Origin of the sequence: Streptomyces sp. CCM_MD2014 (assembly GCF_000772045.1) — a bacterium.
In the GTDB taxonomy this organism is placed as follows: domain Bacteria; phylum Actinomycetota; class Actinomycetes; order Streptomycetales; family Streptomycetaceae; genus Streptomyces; species Streptomyces salinarius.
The window spans coordinates 1,039,571-1,062,415 of record NZ_CP009754.1 but is presented as its reverse complement, the minus strand read 5'-3'; the positions used below and the strand labels follow the sequence as shown (position 1 = coordinate 1,062,415).

The following is a 22,845-nucleotide window of genomic DNA, read 5'->3' as shown; positions in this document are numbered from 1 at the left end:
GCCCATGAAGGTCGGCGCCGTCGTCATCACGATGGGCAACCGTCCCGAGGAGCTGCGGGCCCTGCTCGACTCGGTCGCCAAGCAGGACGGCGACCCGGTCCAGGTCGTCGTGGTCGGCAACGGCGCGCCCGTACCCGAGGTGCCCGAAGGCGTGCGCACCGTCGAACTGCCCGAGAACCTGGGCATCCCCGGCGGCCGCAACGTCGGCATCGAGGCCTTCGGCCCCGGCGGCAGCGACGTCGACATCCTGCTCTTCCTGGACGACGACGGCCTGCTCGCCCGCACCGACACCGCCGAACTGTGCCGTCAGGCGTTCGCGGCCGACGACGAGCTGGGCATCATCAGCTTCCGCATCGCCGACCCGGACACCGGCGAGACCCAGCGCCGGCACGTCCCGCGGCTGCGGGCCTCCGACCCGATGCGCTCCTCCCGGGTCACCACCTTCCTCGGCGGCGCCAACGCGGTGCGCACCCGCGTCCTCGGCCAGGTCGGCGGACTGCCGGACGCGTTCTTCTACGCCCACGAGGAGACCGACCTCGCCTGGCGGGCCCTCGACGCGGGCTGGATGATCGACTACCGGTCCGACATGGTCCTGAACCACCCCACCACCGCGCCCTCCCGGCACGCGGTCTACCACCGCATGGTCGCCCGCAACCGCGTCTGGCTCGCCCGCCGCAACCTCCCGGCGCTCCTGGTCCCGGTCTACCTCGGCGTGTGGATGGCGCTCACCCTGCTGCGCCGCCCGTCGCGACCTGCGCTGAAGGCCTGGTTCGGGGGCTTCCGCGAGGGCTGGGCCACCCCGTGCGGCCCCCGTCGGCCCATGCGGTGGCGTACGGTGTGGCGCCTGACCCGGCTGGGCCGCCCCCCGGTGATCTGACAAGCTCGTACCCGAGAGCGTTCCGGCCCCGACCGGGGCCACCAGGTCCATGCAGGCCCGCGCGGCCGAGCATTTTCGAAGACGAAAGTATCCACCAGTGAGTGAGACAACGCACGACGGCACGGTCGCCATGACCAAGCCCGTGTCGCCCGACGAGGGCCTCACACCGGCCCGGCTCGCCGCCAAGTACGGGCTGACCGTGAGCGGTGCCAGACCTTCCCTCGTGGAGTACGTCCGTCAGCTCTGGGGGCGGCGGCACTTCATCCTCGCCTTCTCCCAGGCGAAGCTGACCGCCCAGTACAGCCAGGCCAAGCTCGGCCAGCTGTGGCAGGTGGCCACCCCGCTGCTGAACGCGCTGGTCTACTTCGCGATCTTCGGTCTGATCCTGAACGCGGGCAAGGGCATGCCCAAGGACGTGTACATCCCGTTCCTGGTGACGGGGGTGTTCGTCTTCACCTTCACCCAGTCCTCCGCGATGGCGGGCGTGCGCGCCATCTCCGGCAACCTCGGACTGGTGCGGGCGCTGCACTTCCCGCGCGCCTCGCTGCCCATCTCGTTCGCGCTCCAGCAGCTCCAGCAGCTCCTGGCTTCGATGATCGTCATGTTCGCGGTGGTCATCGGCTTCGGCAGCTACCCCTCGCTGTCCTGGCTGCTGGTGATCCCGGCGCTCGTCCTGCAGTTCCTGTTCAACATGGGGCTGGCGCTGATCGTGGCCCGCATGGGCGCCAAGACGCCGGACCTGGCCCAGCTGATGCCGTTCATCATGCGGACCTGGATGTACGCGTCGGGCGTCATGTTCTCCATCCCGATCATGCTGGAGGACAAGCCGGCCTGGCTCGCCGACGTGCTCCAGTGGAACCCGGCCGCCGTCTACATGGACCTGATCCGCTTCGCGCTGATCGACGGGTACGGCTCCGAGAACCTGCCGCCGCACGTGTGGGCGGTCGGGCTCGGTTGGGCCGTGGTCCTCGCCGCGGGCGGCTTCGTGTACTTCTGGAAGGCGGAGGAGAGGTACGGCCGTGGCTGAGCAGCAGCAGGACCAGCGGGTGCCGACGGTCATCGCGGACGAACTGCACATCGTCTACCGCGTCAACGGCGCCAGGACCGGCAAGGGCAGCGCCACCGCCGCGCTCAGCCGCATCCTCAAGCGCGGCGAGGAGCGGGGTGTGCGCAAGGTGCACGCCGTGCGCGGCGTCTCCTTCGTGGCGTACCGGGGCGAGGCCATCGGCCTGATCGGCTCCAACGGCTCCGGCAAGTCGACGCTGCTGCGGGCCATCGCGGGCCTGCTGCCCGCCGAGCGCGGCAAGGTCTACACCGACGGCCAGCCCTCCCTGCTCGGCGTGAACGCGGCCCTGATGAACGACCTGACCGGCGAGCGCAACGTCATCCTCGGCGGCCTGGCCATGGGCATGACCCGCGAGCAGATCAAGGCCCGCTACCAGGAGATCGTCGACTTCTCCGGCATCAACGAGAAGGGCGATTTCATCACCCTGCCGATGCGCACCTACTCTTCCGGCATGGCCGCCCGCCTGCGCTTCTCCATCGCCGCCGCCAAGGACCACGACGTCCTGATGATCGACGAGGCCCTCGCCACCGGCGACCGCAAGTTCCAGACCCGCTCGGAGGAGCGGATCCGTGAACTGAAGAAGGAGGCCGGCACCGTCTTCCTGGTCAGCCACAACAACAAGTCCATCCGCGACACCTGCAACCGGGTCCTGTGGCTGGAGCGCGGCGAGCTGCGCATGGACGGCCCGACGGACGAGGTGCTCAAGGAGTACGAGAAGTTCACGGGCAAGTAGCCCGACACGCCGGGGCCCCGCCGCAACTGTTCCGGCGGGGCCCCGCGTCTGCAAAGGAAACGTCAACTCCTGGCGTTCTCAGGAATCTTGAAGCCAATGGGTGTGTTGTTGTGATGCGCTGTGCACCCCGGCGGACGCCCGTGAGTTGTACAACGTAAGCTGTACCGGTCCCGAAACGCGGCACATGGGGCGATAATGCCCGACACCCTCAAGCGGGCCTGCCGCGCGGGTGGCAGGGCGGCGTGTCCGAAATAGTGTGTATTGGGTCGGCAGTGTAGAACGGGAGATGTGACGGCAATGGCTACGGAAACTCCCAGGCTCCCCGAGGCGTGCGCCGTCCCCGCCCAGGGCAGCCCGCGATGACGGCCACCGGGACGGGGCACGCCGTCGATCCCGCGCACGGCACCCTCGCCAAGGCCGCCGACGAGAACTTCCCCGTCGCCCCCTTCTTCCTGCCCCGCGCCTGGCGCACCGACCTCATGGCCGTGTACGGCTTCGCCCGCCTCGTCGACGACATCGGCGACGGCGACCTGGCCCCCGGCGGCGCCGACGCCCGCCTCCTCGGCGTCCCCGAGGACCGCGCCGACGACCGGCTGCTGATGCTGGACGCCTTCGAGGAGGACCTGCGCAGAGTCTTCGACGGCACCCCGCGCCACCCGCTGCTGCGCCGCCTGGTCCCCACCGTGCGCCGCCGCGCGCTGACCCCCGAGCCCTTCCTCGGTCTGATCGCCGCCAACCGCCAGGACCAGCTCGTCGCCCGGTACGAGACCTACGACGACCTCCTCGCCTACTGCGAGCTGTCCGCCAACCCGGTCGGCCGGCTCGTCCTCGCCGTCACCGGCACCTCGACCCCCGAGCGGATCCGCCGCTCCGACGAGATCTGCACCGCCCTGCAGATCGTCGAGCACCTCCAGGACGTCGCCGAGGACCTCGGCCGGGACCGGATCTACCTGCCCGCCGAGGACATGAAACGTTTCCACGTCCAGGAGAGCGACCTCGCCGCCCCCACCGCGAACGCGTCCGTGCGGGCACTGATCGCCTACGAGGCCGCCCGCGCCCGCGACCTGCTGAATGAAGGAGCCCCCCTGGTGGGTAGCGTCCACGGCAGGCTGCGACTGCTCCTCGCGGGATTCGTGGCGGGCGGAAGGGCGGCGCTGCGAGCGATCGCCGCGGCGGACCACGACGTACTTCCCGGCCCGCCCAAGTCAGGCAAGGTCTCCTTGCTGCGCGAGGCGGGCGTGGTTCTGCGAGGAGAGGGGTGATCGGGTCCGTGGAGTCGTCAGCGAACATGCCGGCACCGGTGCTCGCCGCCTACAGCTACTGCGAGGCCGTCACCGGTCAGCAGGCGCGCAACTTCGCCTACGGCATCCGGCTGCTGCCCACGCCCAAGCGGCGGGCGATGTCCGCGCTGTACGCGTTCTCGCGCCGCGTCGACGACATCGGCGACGGAGTGCTGGCGGACGACGTCAAGGCCACCCGGCTGGACGAGACCCGGGCCGTGCTGGCCCGGATCCAGGACGGCGCGGTCGACGAGGACGACACCGACCCCGTCGCGGTCGCCCTCGCCGACGCGGCCCGGCGGTTCCCGATCCCGCTCGGCGGTCTCGACGAGCTGATCGACGGCGTCCAGATGGACCTGCGCGGCGAGACCTACGAGACCTGGGACGACCTGAAGGTCTACTGCCGCTGCGTCGCGGGCGCCATCGGACGGCTCTCGCTCGGCGTGTTCGGCACCGAACCGGGGGCGCGCGGCACCGAGCGCGCGCCCGAGTACGCCGACACGCTCGGGCTGGCGCTGCAGCTCACCAACATCCTGCGCGACGTCCGGGAGGACGCCGAGGGCGGGCGCGTCTACCTGCCCGCCGACGACCTCGCCAAGTTCGGCTGCTCGGCCGGGTTCGACGGGCCGACACCGCCCGAGGGCTCCGACTTCGCGGGGCTCGTGCACTTCGAGGTGCGCCGGGCCCGTGCCCTCTTCGCCGAGGGCTACCGGCTGCTGCCCATGCTCGACCGGCGCAGCGGCGCCTGCGTGGCCGCCATGGCCGGTATCTACCGCCGCCTCCTCGACCGCATCGAGCGCGACCCGGAGGCCGTGCTGCGCGGCCGGGTCTCCCTGCCCGGACGGGAGAAGGCGTACGTCGCCGTGCGCGGCCTGTCCGGCCTCGACGCCCGGCACGTCACCCGGCGGGCCGTCAGGAGGCGCGCCTGATGGACACACCCGGCACACTCGTCACCCGGGACCCGCACACAACCGGCTGCGGGCAGCGGCGGGCAACCCTCCGGTGGCGGTCGGCGTCCCTGACTGAGACGGTCGACCGTACGCCGTTCAAACACCACGGCGGCCGGACAGGGAAGGGCGCACCATGACGCAGGGCAACGGCACGCGCGACGGCGGAGTGCTCGCGGACGTCCCGGCCTCGGGGCCCGGCCGGCACGCCGTCGTGGTCGGCGGCGGACTGGCGGGGGTCACCACCGCGCTCGCGCTCGCCGACGCCGGCGTACGCGTCACCCTGCTCGAAGGGCGCCCCCGCCTCGGCGGGCTCGCCTTCTCCTTCCAGCGCGGCGACCTCACCGTCGACAACGGCCAGCACGTGTACCTGCGCTGCTGCACCGCCTACCGGTGGTTCCTCGACCGGATCGGCGGAGCGGCGCTCGCACCGGTGCAGGAACGTCTCGACGTGCCCGTGGTCGACCTGGCCAGGACCGAGGGCAACCGGCTCGGCAGACTGCGGCGCGACGCGCTGCCCGTGCCCCTGCATCTGGGACGCAGCCTGGCGACCTATCCGCACCTCTCCCTCGCCGAACGCGCCTCGGTGGGGCGTGCCGCGCTCGCGCTCAAGGGGCTCGACCTCGCCGATCCGACCCTGGACACCCAGGACTTCGGCAGCTGGCTGACCGCGCACGGTCAGTCGGCGCGTGCCGTCGAGGCCCTGTGGGACCTGGTCGGGGTCGCCACCCTCAACGCGGTCGCGGGCGACGCCTCCCTGGGGCTCGCCGCGATGGTGTTCAAGACCGGTCTGCTGTCCGACCCGGGAGCGGCCGACATCGGGTGGGCCCGCGTCCCGCTGGGCGAACTGCACGACCGGCTGGCCCGCAAGGCGCTCGACTCCGCGGGCGTCCGTACCGAGGTCCGTACACGCGTCACCTCCGTCTCTGTAAACGGGAACGGCGGCTGGAGCGTTCAGGTTCCCGGCGAGACGCTCGAAGCGGACGCCGTCGTCCTCGCCGTACCCCAGCGCGAGGCCCACGACCTGCTGCCGGACGGCGCGCTCGACGCCCCGGAAAATCTTCTGCGGATCGGCACCGCCCCGATCCTCAACGTCCACGTGATCTACGACCGCAAGGTGCTCGCCACACCGTTCCTCGCGGCGCTCGGCACCCCCGTGCAGTGGGTGTTCGACCGCACCGAGGCCTCCGGACTGAAGGAGGGTCAGTACCTGGCGCTGTCCCAGTCGACGGCGCAGCACGAGATCGACGAGCCCGTGGCCGCGCTGCGCGAGCGGTACCTGCCCGAACTGGAGCGGCTGCTGCCGCGCACCCGGGGTGCCGAGGTGAAGGACTTCTTCGTGACCAGGGAGCGCACCGCGACGTTCGCCCCCGCCCCCGGCGTCGGCCGCCTCAGGCCCGGCGCCCGCACCAAGGCACCCGGCCTCTACCTGGCCGGAGCGTGGACCGCCACCGGGTGGCCCGCGACCATGGAGAGTGCGGTTCGCAGCGGTGTCGGGGCGGCGGCCGCCGCGCTCGGCGCCCTGGGCCGCTCCCGCGGCCTCCTTCCCGATTTCTTCGAGGAGGCGGCGTGAAAGCCGATCCGCGCGGGACCGACTCCCGCACTCCCGGCACCGCAACTGGAGGAAAGACTGTGCCCACTGTGCCCCCGGCCCCGACGGCCGATCGACGGACCACGGTGGACGTGACCGCGCTTCTGGAGCGCGGCCGGACCCTGGCCACGCCGGTCCTGCGGGCGGCGGTCGACCGCCTGGCCCCTCCCATGGACACCGTCGCCGCCTACCACTTCGGCTGGATCGACGCCCAGGGCAACCCCGCGGACGGCGACGGCGGCAAGGCCGTGCGCCCCGCGCTCGCCGTGCTCTCCGCCGAGGTCACCGGCGCCGCGCCCGAGGCCGGTGTGCCCGGCGCGGTGGCCGTGGAACTGGTGCACAACTTCTCCCTCCTGCACGACGACCTGATGGACGGCGACGAGCAGCGGCGCCACCGTGACACCGTCTGGAAGGTGCACGGCCCCGCGCAGGCCATCCTGGTCGGCGACGCCCTGTTCGCGCTGGCCAACGAGGTGCTCCTGGAGCTGGGCACCGTCGAGGCCGGCCGCGCCGCCCGCCGCCTGACCAAGGCCAGCCGCTCACTGATCGACGGGCAGGCCCAGGACATCTCCTACGAGCACCGCGACCGCGTCAGCGTCGAGGAGTGCCTGGAGATGGAGGGCAACAAGACCGGCGCCCTGCTCGCCTGCGCCAGCTCCGTCGGCGCGGTGCTCGGCGGAGCCGACGAGCGCACCGCCGACACCCTCGAGAAGTACGGCTACCACCTCGGCCTCGCCTTCCAGGCCGTCGACGACCTGCTCGGCATCTGGGGCGACCCGGACGCCACCGGCAAGCAGACCTGGAGCGACCTGCGCCAGCGCAAGAAGTCGCTGCCGGTCGTGGCCGCCCTCGCGGCCGGCGGGGCCGCCTCCGAACGGCTCGGCGAGATCCTCACCGCCGACGCCAAGGCCAGTGACTTCGCGAACTTCTCCGAGGAGGAGTTCGCGGCCCGCGCCGCCCTCATCGAGGAAGCGGGCGGGCGGGAGTGGACCGCCGACGAGGCGCGTCGCCAGCACACCATCGCCATCGAAGCCCTCGACGCCGTCGACATGCCCGACCGGGTGCGGGACCGGTTCACGGCGCTCGCGGACTTCGTCGTCGTACGAAAGAGATGATCATTATCGGTCGAATAGCCCTCGCGTAGTCGCCGGCCGGTGTCGTGGAGACACGAGCACCGGCCGACGGCGGACCCAGCAGACGCACCACATGCACACTGCACGAAGGGGAAGCCATGACAGCGACGACCGACGGAAGCACCGGGGCCTCCCTGCGGCCCCTGGCAGCCTCGGCCAGCGACACCGACAGCACGATCCCCGCCGCGGCGGCCGGGGTACCCGAAGCCGCCGCACGCGCCACCCGGCGCGCCACCGACTTCCTGCTCTCCAAGCAGGACGCCGAAGGCTGGTGGAAGGGCGACCTCGAGACGAACGTCACGATGGACGCCGAGGACCTGCTCCTGCGTCAGTTCCTCGGCATCCAGGACGAGGAGACCACCCGCGCCGCCGCGCTGTTCATCCGCGGCGAGCAGCGCGAGGACGGCACCTGGGCCACCTTCTACGGCGGCCCCGGCGAACTGTCCACCACCATCGAGGCCTACGTCGCCCTCCGCCTGGCCGGCGACTCGCCCGACGCGCCCCACATGGCGCGGGCCTCGGAGTGGATCCGCTCCCGCGGCGGCATCGCCGCGTCGCGCGTCTTCACCCGCATCTGGCTGGCCCTGTTCGGCTGGTGGAAGTGGGAGGACCTGCCCGAACTCCCGCCGGAGCTCATCTACTTCCCGACCTGGGTCCCGCTCAACATCTACGACTTCGGCTGCTGGGCCCGGCAGACCATCGTGCCGCTCACCATCGTCTCCGCGAAGCGGCCGGTGCGTCCCGCGCCGTTCCCGCTGGACGAACTGCACACCGACCCGGCCCGGCCCAACCCGGCGCGCCCCATGGCACCGGCGGCGAGCTGGGACGGCGCCTTCCAGCGCATCGACAAGGCCCTGCACGCCTACCGCAAGGTCGCCCCGCGCCGGCTGCGCAAGGCCGCGATGAACAGCGCCGCCCGCTGGATCATCGAGCGGCAGGAGAACGACGGCTGCTGGGGCGGCATCCAGCCTCCGGCGGTCTACTCGGTCATCGCCCTCTACCTGCTCGGCTACGACCTCGAGCACCCCGTGATGCGCGCGGGGCTGGAGTCGCTGGACCGGTTCGCCGTGTGGCGCGAGGACGGCGCCCGGATGATCGAGGCCTGCCAGTCCCCGGTGTGGGACACCTGCCTCGCCACCATCGCCCTGGCCGACGCGGGCGTGCCCGAAGACCACCCCCAGCTGGTGAAGGCCGCGGACTGGATGCTGGGCGAACAGATCGTGCGCCCCGGCGACTGGTCGGTGAAGCGGCCCGGACTCCCGCCCGGCGGCTGGGCCTTCGAGTTCCACAACGACAACTACCCCGACATCGACGACACCGCCGAGGTCGTCCTCGCCCTGCGCCGGGTCAGGCACCACGACCCGGAGCGGGTGGAGAAGGCCATCGGCCGCGGGGTGCGCTGGAACCTCGGCATGCAGTCCAAGAACGGCGCCTGGGGCGCCTTCGACGTCGACAACACCAGCCCCTTCCCCAACCGGCTGCCGTTCTGCGACTTCGGCGAGGTCATCGACCCGCCGTCCGCCGACGTCACCGCGCACGTGGTCGAGATGCTGGCCGTCGAGGGCCTCGCCCACGATCCCCGCACCCGCCGCGGCATCCAGTGGCTGCTGGACGCGCAGGAGGCGGACGGTTCGTGGTTCGGCCGCTGGGGCGTCAACTACGTCTACGGCACCGGATCCGTGATCCCCGCGCTGACCGCCGCCGGGCTGCCCACCTCGCACCCGGCCATCCGGCGCGCGGTGCGCTGGCTGGAGTCCGTCCAGAACGAGGACGGCGGCTGGGGCGAGGACCTGCGCTCCTACCGCTACGTCCGGGAGTGGAGCGGCCGGGGCGCCTCGACCGCCTCGCAGACCGGCTGGGCGCTGATGGCCCTGCTGGCGGCGGGGGAGCGCGAGTCCAAGGCCGTGGAGCGCGGCGTCGCGTGGCTCGCGGCCACCCAGCGCGAGGACGGCTCCTGGGACGAGCCCTACTTCACGGGTACCGGCTTCCCGTGGGACTTCTCCATCAACTACCACCTCTACCGCCAGGTCTTCCCGCTCACCGCACTCGGCCGGTACGTCCACGGGGAGCCCTTCGCCGAGAAGTCCCGCGCGGCCGAGGCACCCGCCGCGTCCGTCGTGGCCGAGGTGAAGGGCAGCTGATGACCCCGCAGACCGGCCCGTCCCCGCTGCTGATCGCCTGCGCGCTCGGCATCGAGCACCTCGCCCTGCGCACCGGCGACCGCGCCGGCGCGGGCGGGCCGGTCACCGTCCTGCGCACCGGTATGGGCCCCAAGGCGGCCGAGCGCTCGGTCGCCCGGGTCCTCGCCGACCCGGTGCTCGACGCCGCCGCCGTGCTCGCCACCGGCTTCTGCGCGGGACTCGCCCCCGGCATGCACCCCGGCGACCTCGTCGTCGCCGAGGAGACCCGGGATCCGCGCTCCACCGTTCCCTGCGTCGCGACCGACCGGCTGGTCAAGGAACTCGCGCGAGCCGTCCCCGGGCGCACCGTCCACACCGGGCCGCTGACCGGCTCGGACCACGTCGTCCGCGGTCCCGAACGCGCCGACCTGCTCGCGACCGGCGCGATCGCCGTGGACATGGAGTCCGCGGCCACGCTCCTGAGCGCCGTCCGCACGGGCCCGCGCCCGGTTGCGGCCGTCCGGGTGGTCGTGGACGCTCCAGAACACGAACTCGTCCGGATCGGCACCGTGCGCGGTGGAATATCGGCTTTCCGTGTTCTTCGATCCGTTCTTCCCGCATTTTTCGAATGGCACCGTTCTTTGCTGCTCCCCCGGAGGTGAGCCCAGATGGCCATGCCGCTGCGCCAGTCCATCAAGGTCGCTACATACCTGGCCGAACAGAAGATTCGCCGACGGGACAAGTTCCCGCTCATCGTGGAGCTGGAGCCGCTCTTCGCCTGCAACCTGAAGTGCGAGGGGTGCGGCAAGATCCAGCACCCCGCCGGTGTGCTCAAGCAGCGCATGCCGGTCGCGCAGGCCGTGGGAGCGGTGCTCGAATCGGGTGCGCCGATGGTCTCCATCGCGGGCGGCGAGCCCCTGATGCACCCGCAGATCGACGAGATCGTGCGTCAGTTGGTGGCCAAGCGGAAGTACGTCTTCCTCTGCACCAACGCGCTGCTCATGCGCAAGAAGATGGACAAGTTCAAGCCCTCGCCGTACTTCGCCTTCGCCGTGCACATCGACGGGCTGCGCGAGCGGCACGACGAGTCCGTGGCGAAGGAGGGCGTGTTCGACGAGGCCGTCGAGGCCATCAAGGAGGCCAAGCGCCGCGGCTTCCGGGTGACCACCAACTCGACCTTCTTCAACACCGACACCCCGCAGACCATCGTCGAGGTGCTCAACTTCCTCAACGACGACCTCAAGGTCGACGAGATGATGATCTCGCCCGCCTACGCCTACGAGAAGGCGCCCGACCAGGAGCACTTCCTCGGCGTGGAGCAGACCCGCGAGCTGTTCCGTAAGGCCTTCTCAGGCGGCAACCGGGCCCGCTGGCGGCTCAACCACTCCCCGCTGTTCCTCGACTTCCTCGAGGGCAAGGTCGACTTCCCCTGCACCGCCTGGGCGATCCCCAACTACTCCCTCTTCGGCTGGCAGCGCCCCTGCTACCTGATGAGCGACGGATACGTCCCGACCTACCGGGAGCTGATCGAGGAAACCGACTGGGACAAGTACGGCCGCGGCAAGGACCCGCGCTGCGACAACTGCATGGCGCACTGCGGCTACGAGCCCACCGCCGTCCTGGCCACCATGGGCTCGCTCAAGGAGTCCCTGCGCGCCATGCGCGAGACCGTCTCCTCGAACCGGGAGTGACGTCATGACCGCCATCCCCTTGGGGCTCCCCGAGGTACCGGTCCGGCCGATCGCCGAGCGGCGCCTGTCGCGGCGGATCCAGGTCGGGCCGGTGGCGGTCGGGGGCGGGGCCCCGGTGTCGGTGCAGTCGATGACGACCACCCGTACGTCCGACATCGGGGCCACGCTCCAGCAGATCGCCGAGCTGACGGCCGCCGGCTGCCAGATCGTGCGCGTGGCCTGCCCCACCCAGGACGACGCCGACGCGCTGCCGGTGATCGCGAAGAAGTCGCAGATCCCGGTGATCGCGGACATCCACTTCCAGCCCAAGTACGTCTTCGCCGCGATCGAGGCCGGCTGCGCGGCGGTCCGCGTGAACCCGGGCAACATCAAGAAGTTCGACGACCAGGTCAAGGAGATCGCGAAGGCGGCCCGCGACCACGGCACGCCGATCCGCATCGGGGTCAACGCCGGTTCCCTGGACCGCCGCCTGCTCCAGAAGTACGGCAGGGCGACCCCCGAGGCCCTCGCGGAATCCGCCCTGTGGGAGGCGTCGCTCTTCGAGGAGCACGACTTCCGGGACATCAAGATCTCGGTCAAGCACAACGACCCGGTCGTGATGGTCGAGGCATACCGGCAACTCGCCGCCCAGTGCGACTACCCGCTCCACCTGGGGGTGACGGAGGCGGGCCCGGCGTTCCAGGGCACCATCAAGTCGGCGGTCGCCTTCGGAGCGCTGCTCTCCCAGGGCATCGGCGACACCATCCGGGTGTCGCTGAGTGCCCCGCCGGTCGAGGAGATCAAGGTCGGCATCCAGATCCTCCAGTCGCTGGGGCTCAGGGAACGCCGGCTGGAGATCGTGTCCTGTCCGTCCTGCGGCCGGGCCCAGGTCGACGTCTACAAGCTGGCCGAGGAGGTCACCGCCGGCCTGGAGGGCATGGAGGTGCCGCTGCGCGTCGCCGTCATGGGCTGCGTGGTCAACGGCCCCGGCGAGGCCCGCGAGGCCGACCTCGGGGTCGCCTCCGGCAACGGCAAGGGGCAGATCTTCGTCAAGGGCGAGGTCGTCAAGACCGTCCCCGAGTCGAAGATCGTGGAGACCCTCATCGAGGAGGCGATGAGGATCGCGGAGCAGATGGAGAAGGGCGGCGCCCCGGGGGCGCCGGCCGTCACCGTGAGCTGAAACGCGGACCGAAGGGGGCCCGAGCGTGACGATTCTGGAGAACATCCGGGGACCACGCGACCTGAAGGCGCTGTCCGAGGCGGAACTCGGTGAACTGTCCGACGAGATACGTGACTTCCTGGTGCACGCGGTCGCCCGCACCGGCGGCCACCTCGGACCCAACCTCGGCGTGGTGGAGCTCACCGTCGCCCTGCACCGGGTCTTCGAGTCGCCGGACGACCGCATCCTGTGGGACACCGGCCACCAGAGCTACGTGCACAAACTCCTGACCGGCCGTCAGGACTTCTCCAAGCTGCGCGGCAAGGGCGGCCTGTCCGGCTACCCCTCGCGCGAGGAGTCCGAGCACGACGTCATCGAGAACAGCCACGCCTCGACCGTCCTCGGCTGGGCGGACGGCCTCGCCAAGGCCCGCCAGGTGCAGGGGGAACGCGGCCACGTCGTCGCCGTGATCGGTGACGGCGCGCTCACCGGCGGCATGGCCTGGGAGGCGCTCAACAACATCGCGGCGGCCAGGGACCGGCCGCTGATCATCGTCGTCAACGACAACGAACGCTCGTACGCACCCACCATCGGCGGCCTCGCCAACCACCTCGCGACCCTGCGCACCACCGACGGCTACGAGCGGGCCCTGGCCTGGGGCAAGGACGTGCTCCAGCGCACGCCCGTGGTCGGCAACACCGTGTACGAGGCCCTGCACGGCGCCAAGAAGGGCTTCAAGGACGCCTTCGCCCCGCAGGGGCTCTTCGAGGACCTGGGGCTGAAGTACCTGGGCCCGATCGACGGGCACGACATCCGCGCCGTCGAGTCGGCGCTGCGCCGCGCCAAGCGCTTCCACGGCCCGGTGCTGGTGCACTGCCTCACCGAGAAGGGCCGGGGCTACGAACCCGCCCTGCGCGACGAGGAGGACCACTTCCACACCGTCGGCGTGATGGACCCGCTCACCTGCGAGCCGCTCAGCCCGTCCAGTGGGCCGTCCTGGACTTCGGTGTTCGGCGAGGAGATCGTCCGGATCGGCGAGGAGCGCGAGGACGTGGTCGCGATCACCGCGGCGATGCTGCACCCGGTCGGTCTGGCGCCGTTCGCCGCGCGCTTCCCCGACCGGGTCTGGGACGTCGGCATCGCCGAGCAGCACGCCGCCGTGTCCGCCGCCGGCCTCGCGACCGGCGGACTGCACCCGGTCGTCGCCGTGTACGCCACCTTCCTCAACCGCGCCTTCGACCAGCTCCTGATGGACGTGGCGCTGCACCGCTGCGGCGTCACCTTCGTCCTGGACCGGGCCGGCGTCACCGGTGTCGACGGGGCCTCGCACAACGGCATGTGGGACATGTCCGTCCTCCAGGTCGTCCCCGGGCTGCGCATCGCCGCGCCGCGCGACGCCGACCAGTTGCGGGCCCAGTTGCGCGAGGCGGTCGCCGTCGACGACGCGCCGACGCTGCTGCGCTTCCCGAAGGAGTCCGTCGGTCCCGCCGTACCCGCCGTCGGGCGGATCGGCGGTCTGGACGTCCTGCACGCCGCCGACCGGCCCGAGGTGCTGCTCGTGGCCGTCGGCGTGATGGCGCCCGTCTGCCTCGGCGCCGCCGAACTCCTCGAGGCCCGCGGCATCGGCTGCACCGTCGTGGACCCCCGCTGGGTCAAGCCCGTCGACCCGGCGCTCGCGCCCCTCGCGGCCGGGCACCGCCTGGTGGCCGTCGTCGAGGACAACAGCCGCGCCGCCGGGGTCGGCTCCGCGGTGGCCCTGGCGCTCGGCGACGCCGAGGTCGACGTCCCCGTACGCCGCTTCGGCATCCCCGAGCAGTTCCTCGCGCACGCCAAGCGCGCCGAGGTGCTCGCGGACATCGGCCTCACCCCGGTCGACGTCGCCGGCCGGATCGCCGCGAGCCTGGCCCTCGCCGAACCGGCCGTGGACCGGGCGGGGGAACCGGCAGTGGAACAGTCCGGCGACGGACGGATCGTCATGCCAGCGCAAGGAGAGAACTGAATGACCAAGGAGTTCGACCTCGCCGCGCTCTTGGCCGAGCGCGGGGCCGAGCGGTACGAGCTGCACGCCAAGTACCTCAACCACCAGCAGCCGCGCATGCTGCGCACCATCGGCTTCGACAAGGTCTACGAGCGGGCCGAGGGCGCGCACTTCTGGGACGCGGACGGCAACGACTACCTGGACATGCTCGCCGGGTTCGCCGTCATGGGCCTGGGCCGCCACCACCCCGTCGTCCGCAAGGCGCTGCACGACGTCCTCGACGCCTCGCTCGCGGACCTGACCCGCTTCGACTGCCCGCCGCTGCCCGGCCTGCTGGCGGAGAAGCTGCTCTCCTACAGCCCCCACCTGGACCGCGTCTTCTTCGGCAACAGCGGCACCGAGGCCGTCGAGACCGCCTTGAAGTTCGCCCGGTACGCGACCGGCAGGCAGCGGATCCTGTACTGCTCGCACGCCTTCCACGGACTGACCACCGGCTCCCTCTCCGTCAACGGCGAGGACTCGTTCCGCAAGGGCTTCGCGCCGCTGCTGCCCGACACCGCCGTCCCGCTGGGCGACCTGGACGCCCTGGCCCGGGAGCTGAGGAAGGGCGACGTGGCCGCGCTGATCGTGGAGCCCGTCCAGGGCAAGGGCGTGCACGAGGCCCCGCCCGGCTATCTGCGCGCCGCGCAGGAGCTGCTGCACCGGCACAAGGCGCTGCTGATCGCCGACGAGGTGCAGACCGGGCTCGGCCGTACCGGGAAGTTCTACGCCTACCAGCACGACGACGGCGCCGAACCCGACCTGGTCTGCGTCGCCAAGGCGCTCTCCGGCGGATACGTGCCGGTGGGGGCCACCCTGGGCAAGGACTGGATCTTCCAGAAGGTCTACTCCTCGATGGACCGTGTGCAGGTCCACTCGGCCAGCTTCGGGTCCAACGCGCAGGCCATGGCCGCCGGCCTCGCCGTGCTGTCGGTGATGGAGAACGAGGAGATCGTCGCGAACGCCGCCGCGGTGGGGGACCGGCTGAAGTCGCGGCTGGCCGCGCTGGTGGACCGCTACGAACTGCTCGCCGACGTCCGGGGCCGCGGGCTGATGATCGGCATCGAGTTCGGCCGGCCCAGCTCCCTGAAGCTGCGCAGCCGCTGGACGATGCTGCAGGCCGCCCGCAAGGGGCTGTTCGCGCAGATGGTGGTCGTGCCGCTGCTGCAGCGGCACCGCATCCTCACCCAGGTGTCCGGCGACCATCTGGAGGTGATCAAGCTGATCCCGCCGCTGATCATCGACACCGACGACGCCGACCGGTTCGTCGACGCCTTCACGGAGGTGATGGAGGACGCGCACAATGGCGGTGGACTGATGTGGGACTTCGGGAAGACCCTGGTCAAGCAGGCGGTGGCCAACCGCTGAGCGGCCTTTTTGCCTCACAGGCAAGAAATTTGCCCGTGAGGCAATTCTCGGGCTGAATGGAGGCATGAGCTCCTCCGAGACCGGCCCCGCCGAGGGTACGGTCGCCGCCGTCGCGCCGCAGCTGCGTGAGCTGCGGCGGCGGGCCGCCCTCACCCTCGAGGCCGCGGCCCGCGCCGCGGGGCTGTCGCCCGCCCACCTCTCCCGCCTGGAGACCGGGCAGCGCCAGCCCTCACTGCCGATGCTGCTGGCCCTCGCCCGTGTCTACGGTACGACCGTCGCCGAGCTGCTGGGCGAGACGGCCGCCGACCGGGACGCCGTCGTGCGCGCCGCCGACATGGAGGCCACGAGCGCGGGCGGCTGGACGTACCACCGGGCCGGAGCGCCGGGCCGGGGCATGCAGGCCCTGCGCGTCGAGGTGCCGTACGGCTCCCAGGGCGACGTCGTGCGGGTGCACCCCGGGGAGGAGTGGCTCCACGTCCTCAGGGGCCGGCTGCGGCTGCGCCTGGGGGACACCGAGCACCGGCTCACCGCCGGGGACAGTGCCCACTTCGACTCCATGACCCCGCACCGGATCGCGGCGCAGGACCCCGACGGGGTCGAGCTGCTCTTCGTCCACACCCTGCTGCAGAGCCCGACGGCCGCGCTGTGCCTCGGCCCGACCCCTGGAGAGACGCCATGAGTGCCATCGAGGACAAGTTCCCGCGCGCCCTGTGGGTGCGCCTGATCATCTACATCGCCCTGGGGCACGTCTTCGGCGGCTTCCTCTACCTGCTGTTCGAGGTGGGCGCCAAGTAGCCCGTTCGCGAGCGGACGGCTCAGTCCACCATCCGCTCGCGCAGCCGCTCCCGGGTCCCGGCGCTGAGCCGCAGGCCCTTCTCCAGGTAGGCGTCGACGCCGCCCCAGGTCTCCTCGATCGTCTCGAAGGCCGCGGCCAGGTACTCGGCGCGCGCGTCGAACAGCGGGCTGAGCAGCTCCATGACCTCGGGGGAGTAGGCGGAGGCGGCGGTGCTGCTGCGGCGCACCTTGTAGCGGCGGTGCGCGGCGTTCGACTTCAGGTAGTCCTCGACCACGGCCTCGCGCTCGACGCCCAGGGCGAGCAGGGTGACCGCGATCGACAGACCCGCGCGGTCCTTGCCGGCCGCGCAGTGCATCAGCGCCGGGACGCTGTCCTCGGCGAGCGCGTGCAGGATCCGGGAGTGCTCCGAGGTGCGCTCCGTGACCATCGCACGGTAGGAGGCGATCATCCGGTGGGCGCCCTTGCCGTCGCCGAGGATCGCCTGCAGCTGGTCGAGATCCCCGTCCCGGACCATCTTCCAGAACTCGGCGCCGTCGGCCGGATCGCTCAGCGGCAGGTTCACGTTGCGCACGCCCGGCAGCTCGACGTCCGGACCGTCGAGCTTCTGGTCGGCCGCGTTGCGGAAGTCGAAGATCGTGTGCAGGCCCAGCGAGGCGAGGAACGCGGCGTCCTCCCCGGTGGCGTGGGCCAGGTGGCCGCTGCGGAACAGCACCCCCTGCCGCACCCGCCGGCCGTCCACGGTCGGCAGTCCGCCCACGTCCCGGAAGTTGCGCACACCGGTCAGCTCGGGTTCGGTCGACGGGACCTGCTGCGTCACGGGGGCTCCTCCCACTCCGCCCCGCCGCCGCTGCTCGCCGGCGGGCGCCATTCGACGATACGGCATGGACGGTGGGCGAAAGCCGTTCCGGCCGGGGCATTGCGGGCCGGTAAGAACCTTCTGTCCGAATTGGAGGATTGGTGATAACTGGCCCTGAAATGGCGGAAGGTGGGTGAGGGGCGCGTGAGCAGCGTCATATCCGTGACCGAGCGTTGCCCGTCATGTTCACGTAATTCAGCCCGTTCTCAAGGGAATTCAGGGAAAGCGGTACGAGGAAAATCGACGCAGGGTTACCGGGCTTTCCCGTAATGGATCAATGGAAACGCCTGTCGCCGGAACCTCTCGCTTGTCCCTGTGCGTCTTGGTCCCTTACGTTCACCACCGATCCGGACGGACGCCTAATCCTGCCGCCGACCGGAGCCCGCACTCATCCACCACCCGTACACGGCAGGAGCGGGGGACCCACAGGTACGACTGCCTGTTCCGGTTCCCGGAACGGCTTGGGGTAAAGCCGCGTTTCGACGCGGCCGGGCATCTCCAGCCCGCACCCGACAGCTCACCTCGCAGGCGCCGGAGAGGAATTCGCCATGCCCGCGAAGGGTAAGCACCGCCGTACCAGGGCCATGCGCCTGACCCGCACCATCGCCGTCGCCGGAACCGGTGGCGCCGCGCTCGCGCTCCCGCTGATGGGCGCCGCCTCCGCCAACGCCGCCCCCGCGCACTCCGTTTCCGGTCAGGCCGTGCAGTCCGTTCCGACGTCTGCCGAGAAGGCCGCGAACGGCTCCGAAAAGAACGCGGAATCCCGCACGTACACCGTGAAGAGCGGTGACTACCTTTCGAAGATCGCCGACGAGCAGCACGTCGACGGCGGCTGGAAGAAGCTCTACGCGGACAACCGCGAGGCCGTCGGTTCCGACCCGTCGCTGATCCACCCCGGTCTCGAACTCTCGATCGCCGGCCAGGCCGCCAAGTCCTCGGCGCCGTCCTCCGCGCAGTCGCAGAAGCCCGCCGAGAAGCCGGCCCAGAAGTCGACGGACACCGCGAAGACCGCTGCCTCGGAGTCCTCGGACACCGGCAGCCAGTCCGCGGGCACCACCAGCGGTTACACCTCCCCCGTCGCGGGCGGCACCGTCGGTACCCCGTACCACCAGTCCGGCAGCATGTGGTCCAGCGGCTACCACACCGGCACCGACTTCGTCGTTCCGACCGGCACCTCGCTGAAGGCCGTCGGCGCGGGCACCGTCGTCTCGGCCGGCTGGGGCGGCGCCTACGGCAACCAGGTCGTCATCAAGCTCGACGAGGGCCACTACGCCCAGTACGCCCACCTCTCCTCGCTCTCCGTCTCCGCCGGTCAGACGGTGACGGCGGGTCAGCAGGTCGGCCTCTCCGGCGCCACCGGCAACGTGACCGGCCCGCACCTGCACTTCGAGATCCGCACCACGCCGGACTACGGCTCGGACATCGACCCGCTCGCGTTCCTGCGCTCGCACGGCGTCTCCGTCTGACGACCGGTTCCGCGCAGCCTCCGCACCCCGAAGGCCGGACCCCGATCCCCGGGTCCGGCCTTCGGCGTCTCCGGACCTCGGCGTATTCCGGAATTGACGAACACTTTAGGCGTGGCCTTTCTCACCGCCCGTCAACCCCTTCCTACGGTCGCGTAGGTCACATTCCAAGGTGAATCATGGGCCGACGTGGCAGACGATTCGAAGAGTGACAGCAGAGCAGTGATCGGGTCGTACGTGGCGGTGGGGGACAGCTTCACCGAGGGCGTCGGCGACCCCGGCCCCGACGGGGCGTTCGTCGGCTGGGCCGACCGACTGGCCGTACTGCTCGCGGACCGGCGTCCCGAGGGCGACTTCACGTACACGAACCTCGCCGTGCGCGGCAGGCTCCTCGACCAGATCGTGGCGGAACAGGTCCCCCGGGTCGTCGCCCTCGCGCCGGACCTGGTCTCCTTCGCGGCGGGCGGCAACGACATCATCCGGCCCGGCACCGACCCCGACGAGGTCGCCGAGCGGTTCGAACTGGCGGTGGCCTCGCTGTCCGCCGCGGCCGGCACCGTCCTGGTGACCACCGGGTTCGACACCCGCGGAGTGCCCGTCCTCAAGCACCTGCGGGGCAAGATCGCCACGTACAACGGGCACGTGCGCGCCATCGCCGACCGCTACGGCTGCCCGGTGCTCGACCTGTGGTCCCTGCGCAGCATCCAGGACCGCAGGGCGTGGGACGCCGACCGGCTGCACCTGTCGCCGGAGGGCCACACCCGCGTGGCACTGCGCGCCGGACAGGCCCTCGGCCTGCGCGTCCCGGCCGACCCCGACCAGCCCTGGCCGCCCCTGCCGCCCCGCGGCACGCTCGACGTACGGCGCGACGACGTGCACTGGGCGCGCGAGTACCTGGTCCCGTGGATCGGACGCCGGCTGCGCGGCGAGTCGTCGGGCGACCACGTGACGGCCAAGGGAACGCTGTCGCCGGACGACATCAAGACGCGGATCGCCTCGGTGGCCTGAGGCGGGACCGGTCGGCCGGGTCCCGTACGGCAGCCCCCAGGGCCTGTCCGGCGGATCAGGTCGCAGGACAGGCACGGCACCTCGTCGACGCTGGTGAGCGGGGTCTGGTGCGTGCAGCCGCAAGGCGGAGGAGGGCGTCGACGCGGAGCGTCGGCAACCGACGACAACGCCGCGGACGCGCGTGCCGGGCCCCGCGTCCGGGGCATGATCCGCCGGACAGGCCCTAACGCCGTGCGGGCACCAGGGCCGCCCGCTCCAGGCCCAGTTCCCGGGCCAGCGCCTCGTCCACCCACTCCTGCGCCCGGGCCCGCGACACCGTGCCCGCGTACGACGTGAGCTGTACCGCCAGCCCGTCCAGCAACGCCGTCAGACGCAGGGCGGCGGCGTCCGGCTCGGGGCAGGAGAACTCACCGGCGGCCGCGCCCTCGGCGATGACCTCGGCGATCGCCGCCTTCCACTGCCGGTCCAGCTCGCGCGTGACCTCCCGCAGCGCGGGCTTGCGCGGCGCCGCCGCCCAGCCCTCGATCCACAGCCGCCAGCCCTTGGCCTGACCGGTCGGCGCGTACCACCGCACGGCCGCCCGCAGGCGGCGCAGCGCCGTCGTGCGACGGGCGAGCAGCTTGTGCAGATGGGCGAGATCGGCCTCGGCGGCGTGCGTGAACGCGGCGGCGACCAGCCGCTCCTTGGTGGAGAAGTGATAGAGCACCAGGGCGTTGCTGACACCGAGCGCGGCGGCCACGTCGGCGATCCGCAGCGCCGCCACGCCCCGGGCCGATATCTGCTCGACGGCAGCGCGCAGCAGCTCCTCGCGGCGCTCCGCCACGCTCAACCGGACTCTCCCCACACACGTCACCCTATACAGGCCCCCGACGTGCCGTAACGCCCTCCGGTTCGCCGCAGGCCGGGAACACGGATGTGGCGTCCGTCGTTCGAGGTGACGTAGGACGCGACGAAGACGAACTTGACGAGAGCCTGACCGTTCCACCTGGAGGTACCGTGGCCGCTTTCCGTTCCCCGAGTCCCGGGTTCAGCCTGCCGCGGCCCGCGGCCTTCGGAGCGGACCCGGGTGGCGAGCGGATGGCGCGCATCCGCAGGTCCCCGAACTTCCGCGACGGCGTCTTCCAGAATCCCGGCGGCACCGCCCGGATCCGGCCGTCCGGCTCGGCCGCCGAGTTCGCGAAGGTCTACTTCGACAAGCGGGCGCGGCTGAGCCGGTCCCCGCAGGGCTCGATCCCGGTGCACGCCACCACCCTGGCCGACATCGCCCGGCCGCCCGCCACCGGGCTCCGGCTGACCTGGATGGGGCACTCCAGCGTGCTCGCCGAGATCGACGGGCAGCGGGTGCTGTTCGACCCCGTGTGGGGAGAGCGCTGTTCCCCGGTCCCCTTCGCCGGCCCCAAGCGCCTGCACCCGGTCCCGCTGCCGCTGGCCGCCCTCGGCCCCGTCGACGTCGTCGTCATCTCCCACGACCACTACGACCACCTCGACATGCCGACCATCAAGGCGCTGGCCGGCACGGACACCGTGTTCGCCGTACCGCTGGGCGTCGGGGCCCACCTCGAACACTGGGGCGTCTCCTCCGGCCGGCTGCGCGAGCTGGACTGGCACGAGTCGGCCCGCGTCGGCGGCCTCACCCTCACCGCCACCCCCGCCCGCCACTTCTGCGGGCGCGGGCTGCGCAACACCCAGCACACCCTCTGGGCGTCCTGGGCCGTCGCCGGGGAGGAGCACCGCGTCTACCACAGCGGCGACACCGGCTACTTCGACGGCTTCCACGACATCGGCGCCGCGCACGGCCCGTTCGACGCCACGATGATCCAGCTCGGGGCGTACGCCGAGTTCTGGCCGGACATCCACATGACCCCCGAGGAGGGCGTCCGTGCCCACCTCGACCTCCAGGGCGGCCGGCCGCACGGGACCCTGCTGCCGATCCACTGGGGCACGTTCAACCTGGCGCCGCACGCGTGGGCGGAGCCGGGGGAGTGGACGCGGGACGTGGCCGGGGAGGCGGGGCAGACGGTGGCGTTCCCGCGGCCGGGCGAGCCGTTCGAGCCGACCGGGAAGCTGCCGGTGGAGCCATGGTGGCGGGCGGTGTCACAGCCGCTCGCGCACCCGTGGCGCCGCCCGCGGATCGCTGAGGGCGTGGCCGGGACGAGCAGGGGGGATCTGGACCTCGCGGGGGAGCGGTGACGTCGGTCGGGGACGACCTCGGGGAGACGGTCCAGATGCTGGAGCGTCTCCCTGCTGACGAGCAGGACCGTTCGCTGCGCGTCTCGGACGGAGCGTCCCGCGTGGAGTGCGCGTCACTGCTCAGCGATTCAGTCCCTTGCCGTCCCTGGAAAGGCCCGTCTCGGGTGGTCGTCCGACCACTCATCCTGGCGCGCTGAGCTACCTCTGCTCGGCCGGACCTCCTGGCCGTCCCGGAGCGGCGGGCTTGCAACCGGATCTGCCCTCCCGTCACGCGGTGCCCGGACCCACGTCGACGAAATCCTGATCACTGCTGCGGAGCGGCGTCCCTCCCACGGCAGGCAGTCATGAACGAACGCGACGTCCTGCTCACGACGTGCGCGGGCTTCGCGCCGCCGGGACAGCGAACGAGGACCGAGTCGAGGAAGTCCCACTTCGTGCTGCCCGGGTCCCGGAAGCGACGGCGCGTGGAGAGGGGACTCGTCGGACCAGTGTGCGAGACAGGCACCGTCTCCCACGGGACAAGACGCCCCGCCTCTCGTTCATCCGACAACGGCCCGGTTTCCAACTCGCC

Annotated in this window: 21 protein-coding genes and 1 riboswitch; of the genes, 19 read left to right on the top strand and 2 right to left on the bottom strand. The window is 71.6% G+C overall.

Annotated elements, in window-relative coordinates:
• Window positions 1-4: 4 nt before the first annotated feature.
• The 16 genes from NI25_RS04685 (at window position 5) to NI25_RS04610 (ending at window position 16,756) form a co-directional block, all read left to right on the top strand.
• On the top strand, window positions 5-877 hold the full coding sequence (locus NI25_RS04685; protein WP_061441223.1) for a glycosyltransferase family 2 protein: 873 nt from the start codon (window positions 5-7) through the stop codon (window positions 875-877).
• Window positions 878-974: 97 nt separating this feature from the next.
• A complete protein-coding gene (locus NI25_RS04680; protein ID WP_061441222.1) occupies window positions 975-1,904 on the top strand; it encodes an ABC transporter permease in 930 nt (309 codons plus the stop codon).
• Window positions 1,897-2,676, top strand: a complete 780-nt coding sequence (locus NI25_RS04675; protein ID WP_061441221.1) for an ABC transporter ATP-binding protein — start codon at window positions 1,897-1,899, stop codon at window positions 2,674-2,676. Before NI25_RS04680 ends, NI25_RS04675 begins: the two co-directional genes overlap by 8 nt.
• A gap of 359 nt (window positions 2,677-3,035) precedes the next feature.
• Window positions 3,036-3,938, top strand: a complete 903-nt coding sequence (gene hpnC / locus NI25_RS04670) for a squalene synthase HpnC (protein WP_061441220.1) — start codon at window positions 3,036-3,038, stop codon at window positions 3,936-3,938.
• Window positions 3,935-4,885, top strand: coding sequence for a presqualene diphosphate synthase HpnD (gene hpnD, locus NI25_RS04665; protein ID WP_061441219.1), 951 nt, complete (start codon window positions 3,935-3,937; stop codon window positions 4,883-4,885). Before hpnC ends, hpnD begins: the two co-directional genes overlap by 4 nt.
• The gene (locus NI25_RS39970) at window positions 4,885-5,043 is read left to right on the top strand and encodes a DUF6380 family protein (protein ID WP_061441218.1); all 159 of its coding nucleotides are present in this window, start codon (window positions 4,885-4,887) and stop codon (window positions 5,041-5,043) included. Before hpnD ends, NI25_RS39970 begins: the two co-directional genes overlap by 1 nt.
• The gene (hpnE, locus tag NI25_RS04655; RefSeq protein ID WP_061441217.1) at window positions 5,040-6,476 is read left to right on the top strand and encodes a hydroxysqualene dehydroxylase HpnE; all 1,437 of its coding nucleotides are present in this window, start codon (window positions 5,040-5,042) and stop codon (window positions 6,474-6,476) included. The genes NI25_RS39970 and hpnE overlap by 4 nt, the downstream gene beginning before the upstream one ends.
• 68 nt (window positions 6,477-6,544) lie before the next feature.
• Entirely contained in the window at window positions 6,545-7,609 is a 1,065-nt protein-coding gene (locus NI25_RS04650; protein ID WP_061441216.1) for a polyprenyl synthetase family protein, read from the top strand.
• Window positions 7,610-7,725: 116 nt separating this feature from the next.
• Window positions 7,726-9,768, top strand: coding sequence for a squalene--hopene cyclase (shc, locus tag NI25_RS04645; RefSeq protein WP_061441215.1), 2,043 nt, complete (start codon window positions 7,726-7,728; stop codon window positions 9,766-9,768).
• On the top strand, window positions 9,768-10,409 hold the full coding sequence (locus NI25_RS04640) for a 1-hydroxy-2-methyl-2-butenyl 4-diphosphate reductase (RefSeq protein ID WP_061441214.1): 642 nt from the start codon (window positions 9,768-9,770) through the stop codon (window positions 10,407-10,409). Before shc ends, NI25_RS04640 begins: the two co-directional genes overlap by 1 nt.
• Window positions 10,410-10,415: 6 nt before the next feature.
• A complete protein-coding gene (hpnH, locus tag NI25_RS04635) occupies window positions 10,416-11,438 on the top strand; it encodes an adenosyl-hopene transferase HpnH (protein WP_061441213.1) in 1,023 nt (340 codons plus the stop codon).
• A 4-nt stretch (window positions 11,439-11,442) separates the two neighbouring features.
• Window positions 11,443-12,597: a flavodoxin-dependent (E)-4-hydroxy-3-methylbut-2-enyl-diphosphate synthase gene (gene ispG / locus NI25_RS04630; protein WP_061441212.1), complete on the top strand. Its 1,155-nt coding sequence runs from the start codon at window positions 11,443-11,445 to the stop codon at window positions 12,595-12,597.
• Window positions 12,598-12,622: 25 nt separating this feature from the next.
• Window positions 12,623-14,575, top strand: a complete 1,953-nt coding sequence (gene dxs / locus NI25_RS04625; protein WP_061441211.1) for a 1-deoxy-D-xylulose-5-phosphate synthase — start codon at window positions 12,623-12,625, stop codon at window positions 14,573-14,575.
• Window positions 14,576-15,961: an aspartate aminotransferase family protein gene (locus NI25_RS04620; RefSeq protein WP_061441210.1), complete on the top strand. Its 1,386-nt coding sequence runs from the start codon at window positions 14,576-14,578 to the stop codon at window positions 15,959-15,961.
• Window positions 15,962-16,025: 64 nt separating this feature from the next.
• On the top strand, window positions 16,026-16,640 hold the full coding sequence (locus NI25_RS04615) for a helix-turn-helix domain-containing protein (RefSeq protein WP_061441209.1): 615 nt from the start codon (window positions 16,026-16,028) through the stop codon (window positions 16,638-16,640).
• Entirely contained in the window at window positions 16,637-16,756 is a 120-nt protein-coding gene (locus NI25_RS04610) for a DUF6126 family protein (RefSeq protein ID WP_061441208.1), read from the top strand. The genes NI25_RS04615 and NI25_RS04610 overlap by 4 nt, the downstream gene beginning before the upstream one ends.
• A 20-nt stretch (window positions 16,757-16,776) precedes the next feature.
• Here the strand turns inward: NI25_RS04610 and NI25_RS04605 are convergent, their stop codons facing one another.
• Entirely contained in the window at window positions 16,777-17,574 is a 798-nt protein-coding gene (locus NI25_RS04605; protein ID WP_061441207.1) for a tyrosine-protein phosphatase, read from the bottom strand.
• A gap of 425 nt (window positions 17,575-17,999) precedes the next feature.
• A riboswitch (cyclic di-AMP (ydaO/yuaA leader) is annotated at window positions 18,000-18,157 on the top strand.
• 4 nt (window positions 18,158-18,161) lie between these two features.
• Here NI25_RS04605 and NI25_RS04600 point away from each other — a divergent pair.
• Together NI25_RS04600 and NI25_RS04595 are read left to right on the top strand one after the other, a co-directional pair.
• Window positions 18,162-19,079, top strand: a complete 918-nt coding sequence (locus tag NI25_RS04600) for a M23 family metallopeptidase (RefSeq protein ID WP_061441206.1) — start codon at window positions 18,162-18,164, stop codon at window positions 19,077-19,079.
• Between the two features lie 219 nt (window positions 19,080-19,298).
• Window positions 19,299-20,084 carry an SGNH/GDSL hydrolase family protein gene (locus NI25_RS04595; protein WP_061441205.1) on the top strand — a complete coding sequence of 262 codons (786 nt, stop codon included), beginning with the start codon at window positions 19,299-19,301 and terminating at the stop codon, window positions 20,082-20,084.
• A 223-nt stretch (window positions 20,085-20,307) separates the two neighbouring features.
• Here NI25_RS04595 and NI25_RS04590 read toward each other — a convergent pair whose 3' ends face one another.
• On the bottom strand, window positions 20,308-20,928 hold the full coding sequence (locus NI25_RS04590; protein ID WP_061441204.1) for a TetR/AcrR family transcriptional regulator: 621 nt from the start codon (window positions 20,926-20,928) through the stop codon (window positions 20,308-20,310).
• Between the two features lie 152 nt (window positions 20,929-21,080).
• Between NI25_RS04590 and NI25_RS04585 the strand changes: the two genes are divergently transcribed.
• On the top strand, window positions 21,081-22,274 hold the full coding sequence (locus tag NI25_RS04585) for an MBL fold metallo-hydrolase (protein ID WP_061441203.1): 1,194 nt from the start codon (window positions 21,081-21,083) through the stop codon (window positions 22,272-22,274).
• Window positions 22,275-22,845 lie beyond the last annotated feature (571 nt).

Bases quoted from the DNA above. Each gene is read 5' to 3' on its own strand.
- NI25_RS04685 (WP_061441223.1), top strand. From the start codon at position 5: ATGAAGGTCGGCGCCGTCGTCATCACGATGGGCAACCGTCCCGAGGAG.
- hpnC (WP_061441220.1), top strand. From the start codon at position 3,036: ATGACGGCCACCGGGACGGGGCACGCCGTCGATCCCGCGCACGGCACC.
- NI25_RS39970 (WP_061441218.1), top strand. From the start codon at position 4,885: ATGGACACACCCGGCACACTCGTCACCCGGGACCCGCACACAACCGGC.
- hpnE (WP_061441217.1), top strand. From the start codon at position 5,040: ATGACGCAGGGCAACGGCACGCGCGACGGCGGAGTGCTCGCGGACGTC.
- shc (WP_061441215.1), top strand. From the start codon at position 7,726: ATGACAGCGACGACCGACGGAAGCACCGGGGCCTCCCTGCGGCCCCTG.
- NI25_RS04640 (WP_061441214.1), top strand. From the start codon at position 9,768: ATGACCCCGCAGACCGGCCCGTCCCCGCTGCTGATCGCCTGCGCGCTC.
- hpnH (WP_061441213.1), top strand. From the start codon at position 10,416: ATGGCCATGCCGCTGCGCCAGTCCATCAAGGTCGCTACATACCTGGCC.
- ispG (WP_061441212.1), top strand. From the start codon at position 11,443: ATGACCGCCATCCCCTTGGGGCTCCCCGAGGTACCGGTCCGGCCGATC.
- NI25_RS04620 (WP_061441210.1), top strand. From the start codon at position 14,576: ATGACCAAGGAGTTCGACCTCGCCGCGCTCTTGGCCGAGCGCGGGGCC.
- NI25_RS04615 (WP_061441209.1), top strand. From the start codon at position 16,026: ATGAGCTCCTCCGAGACCGGCCCCGCCGAGGGTACGGTCGCCGCCGTC.
- NI25_RS04610 (WP_061441208.1), top strand. From the start codon at position 16,637: ATGAGTGCCATCGAGGACAAGTTCCCGCGCGCCCTGTGGGTGCGCCTG.
- NI25_RS04600 (WP_061441206.1), top strand. From the start codon at position 18,162: ATGCCCGCGAAGGGTAAGCACCGCCGTACCAGGGCCATGCGCCTGACC.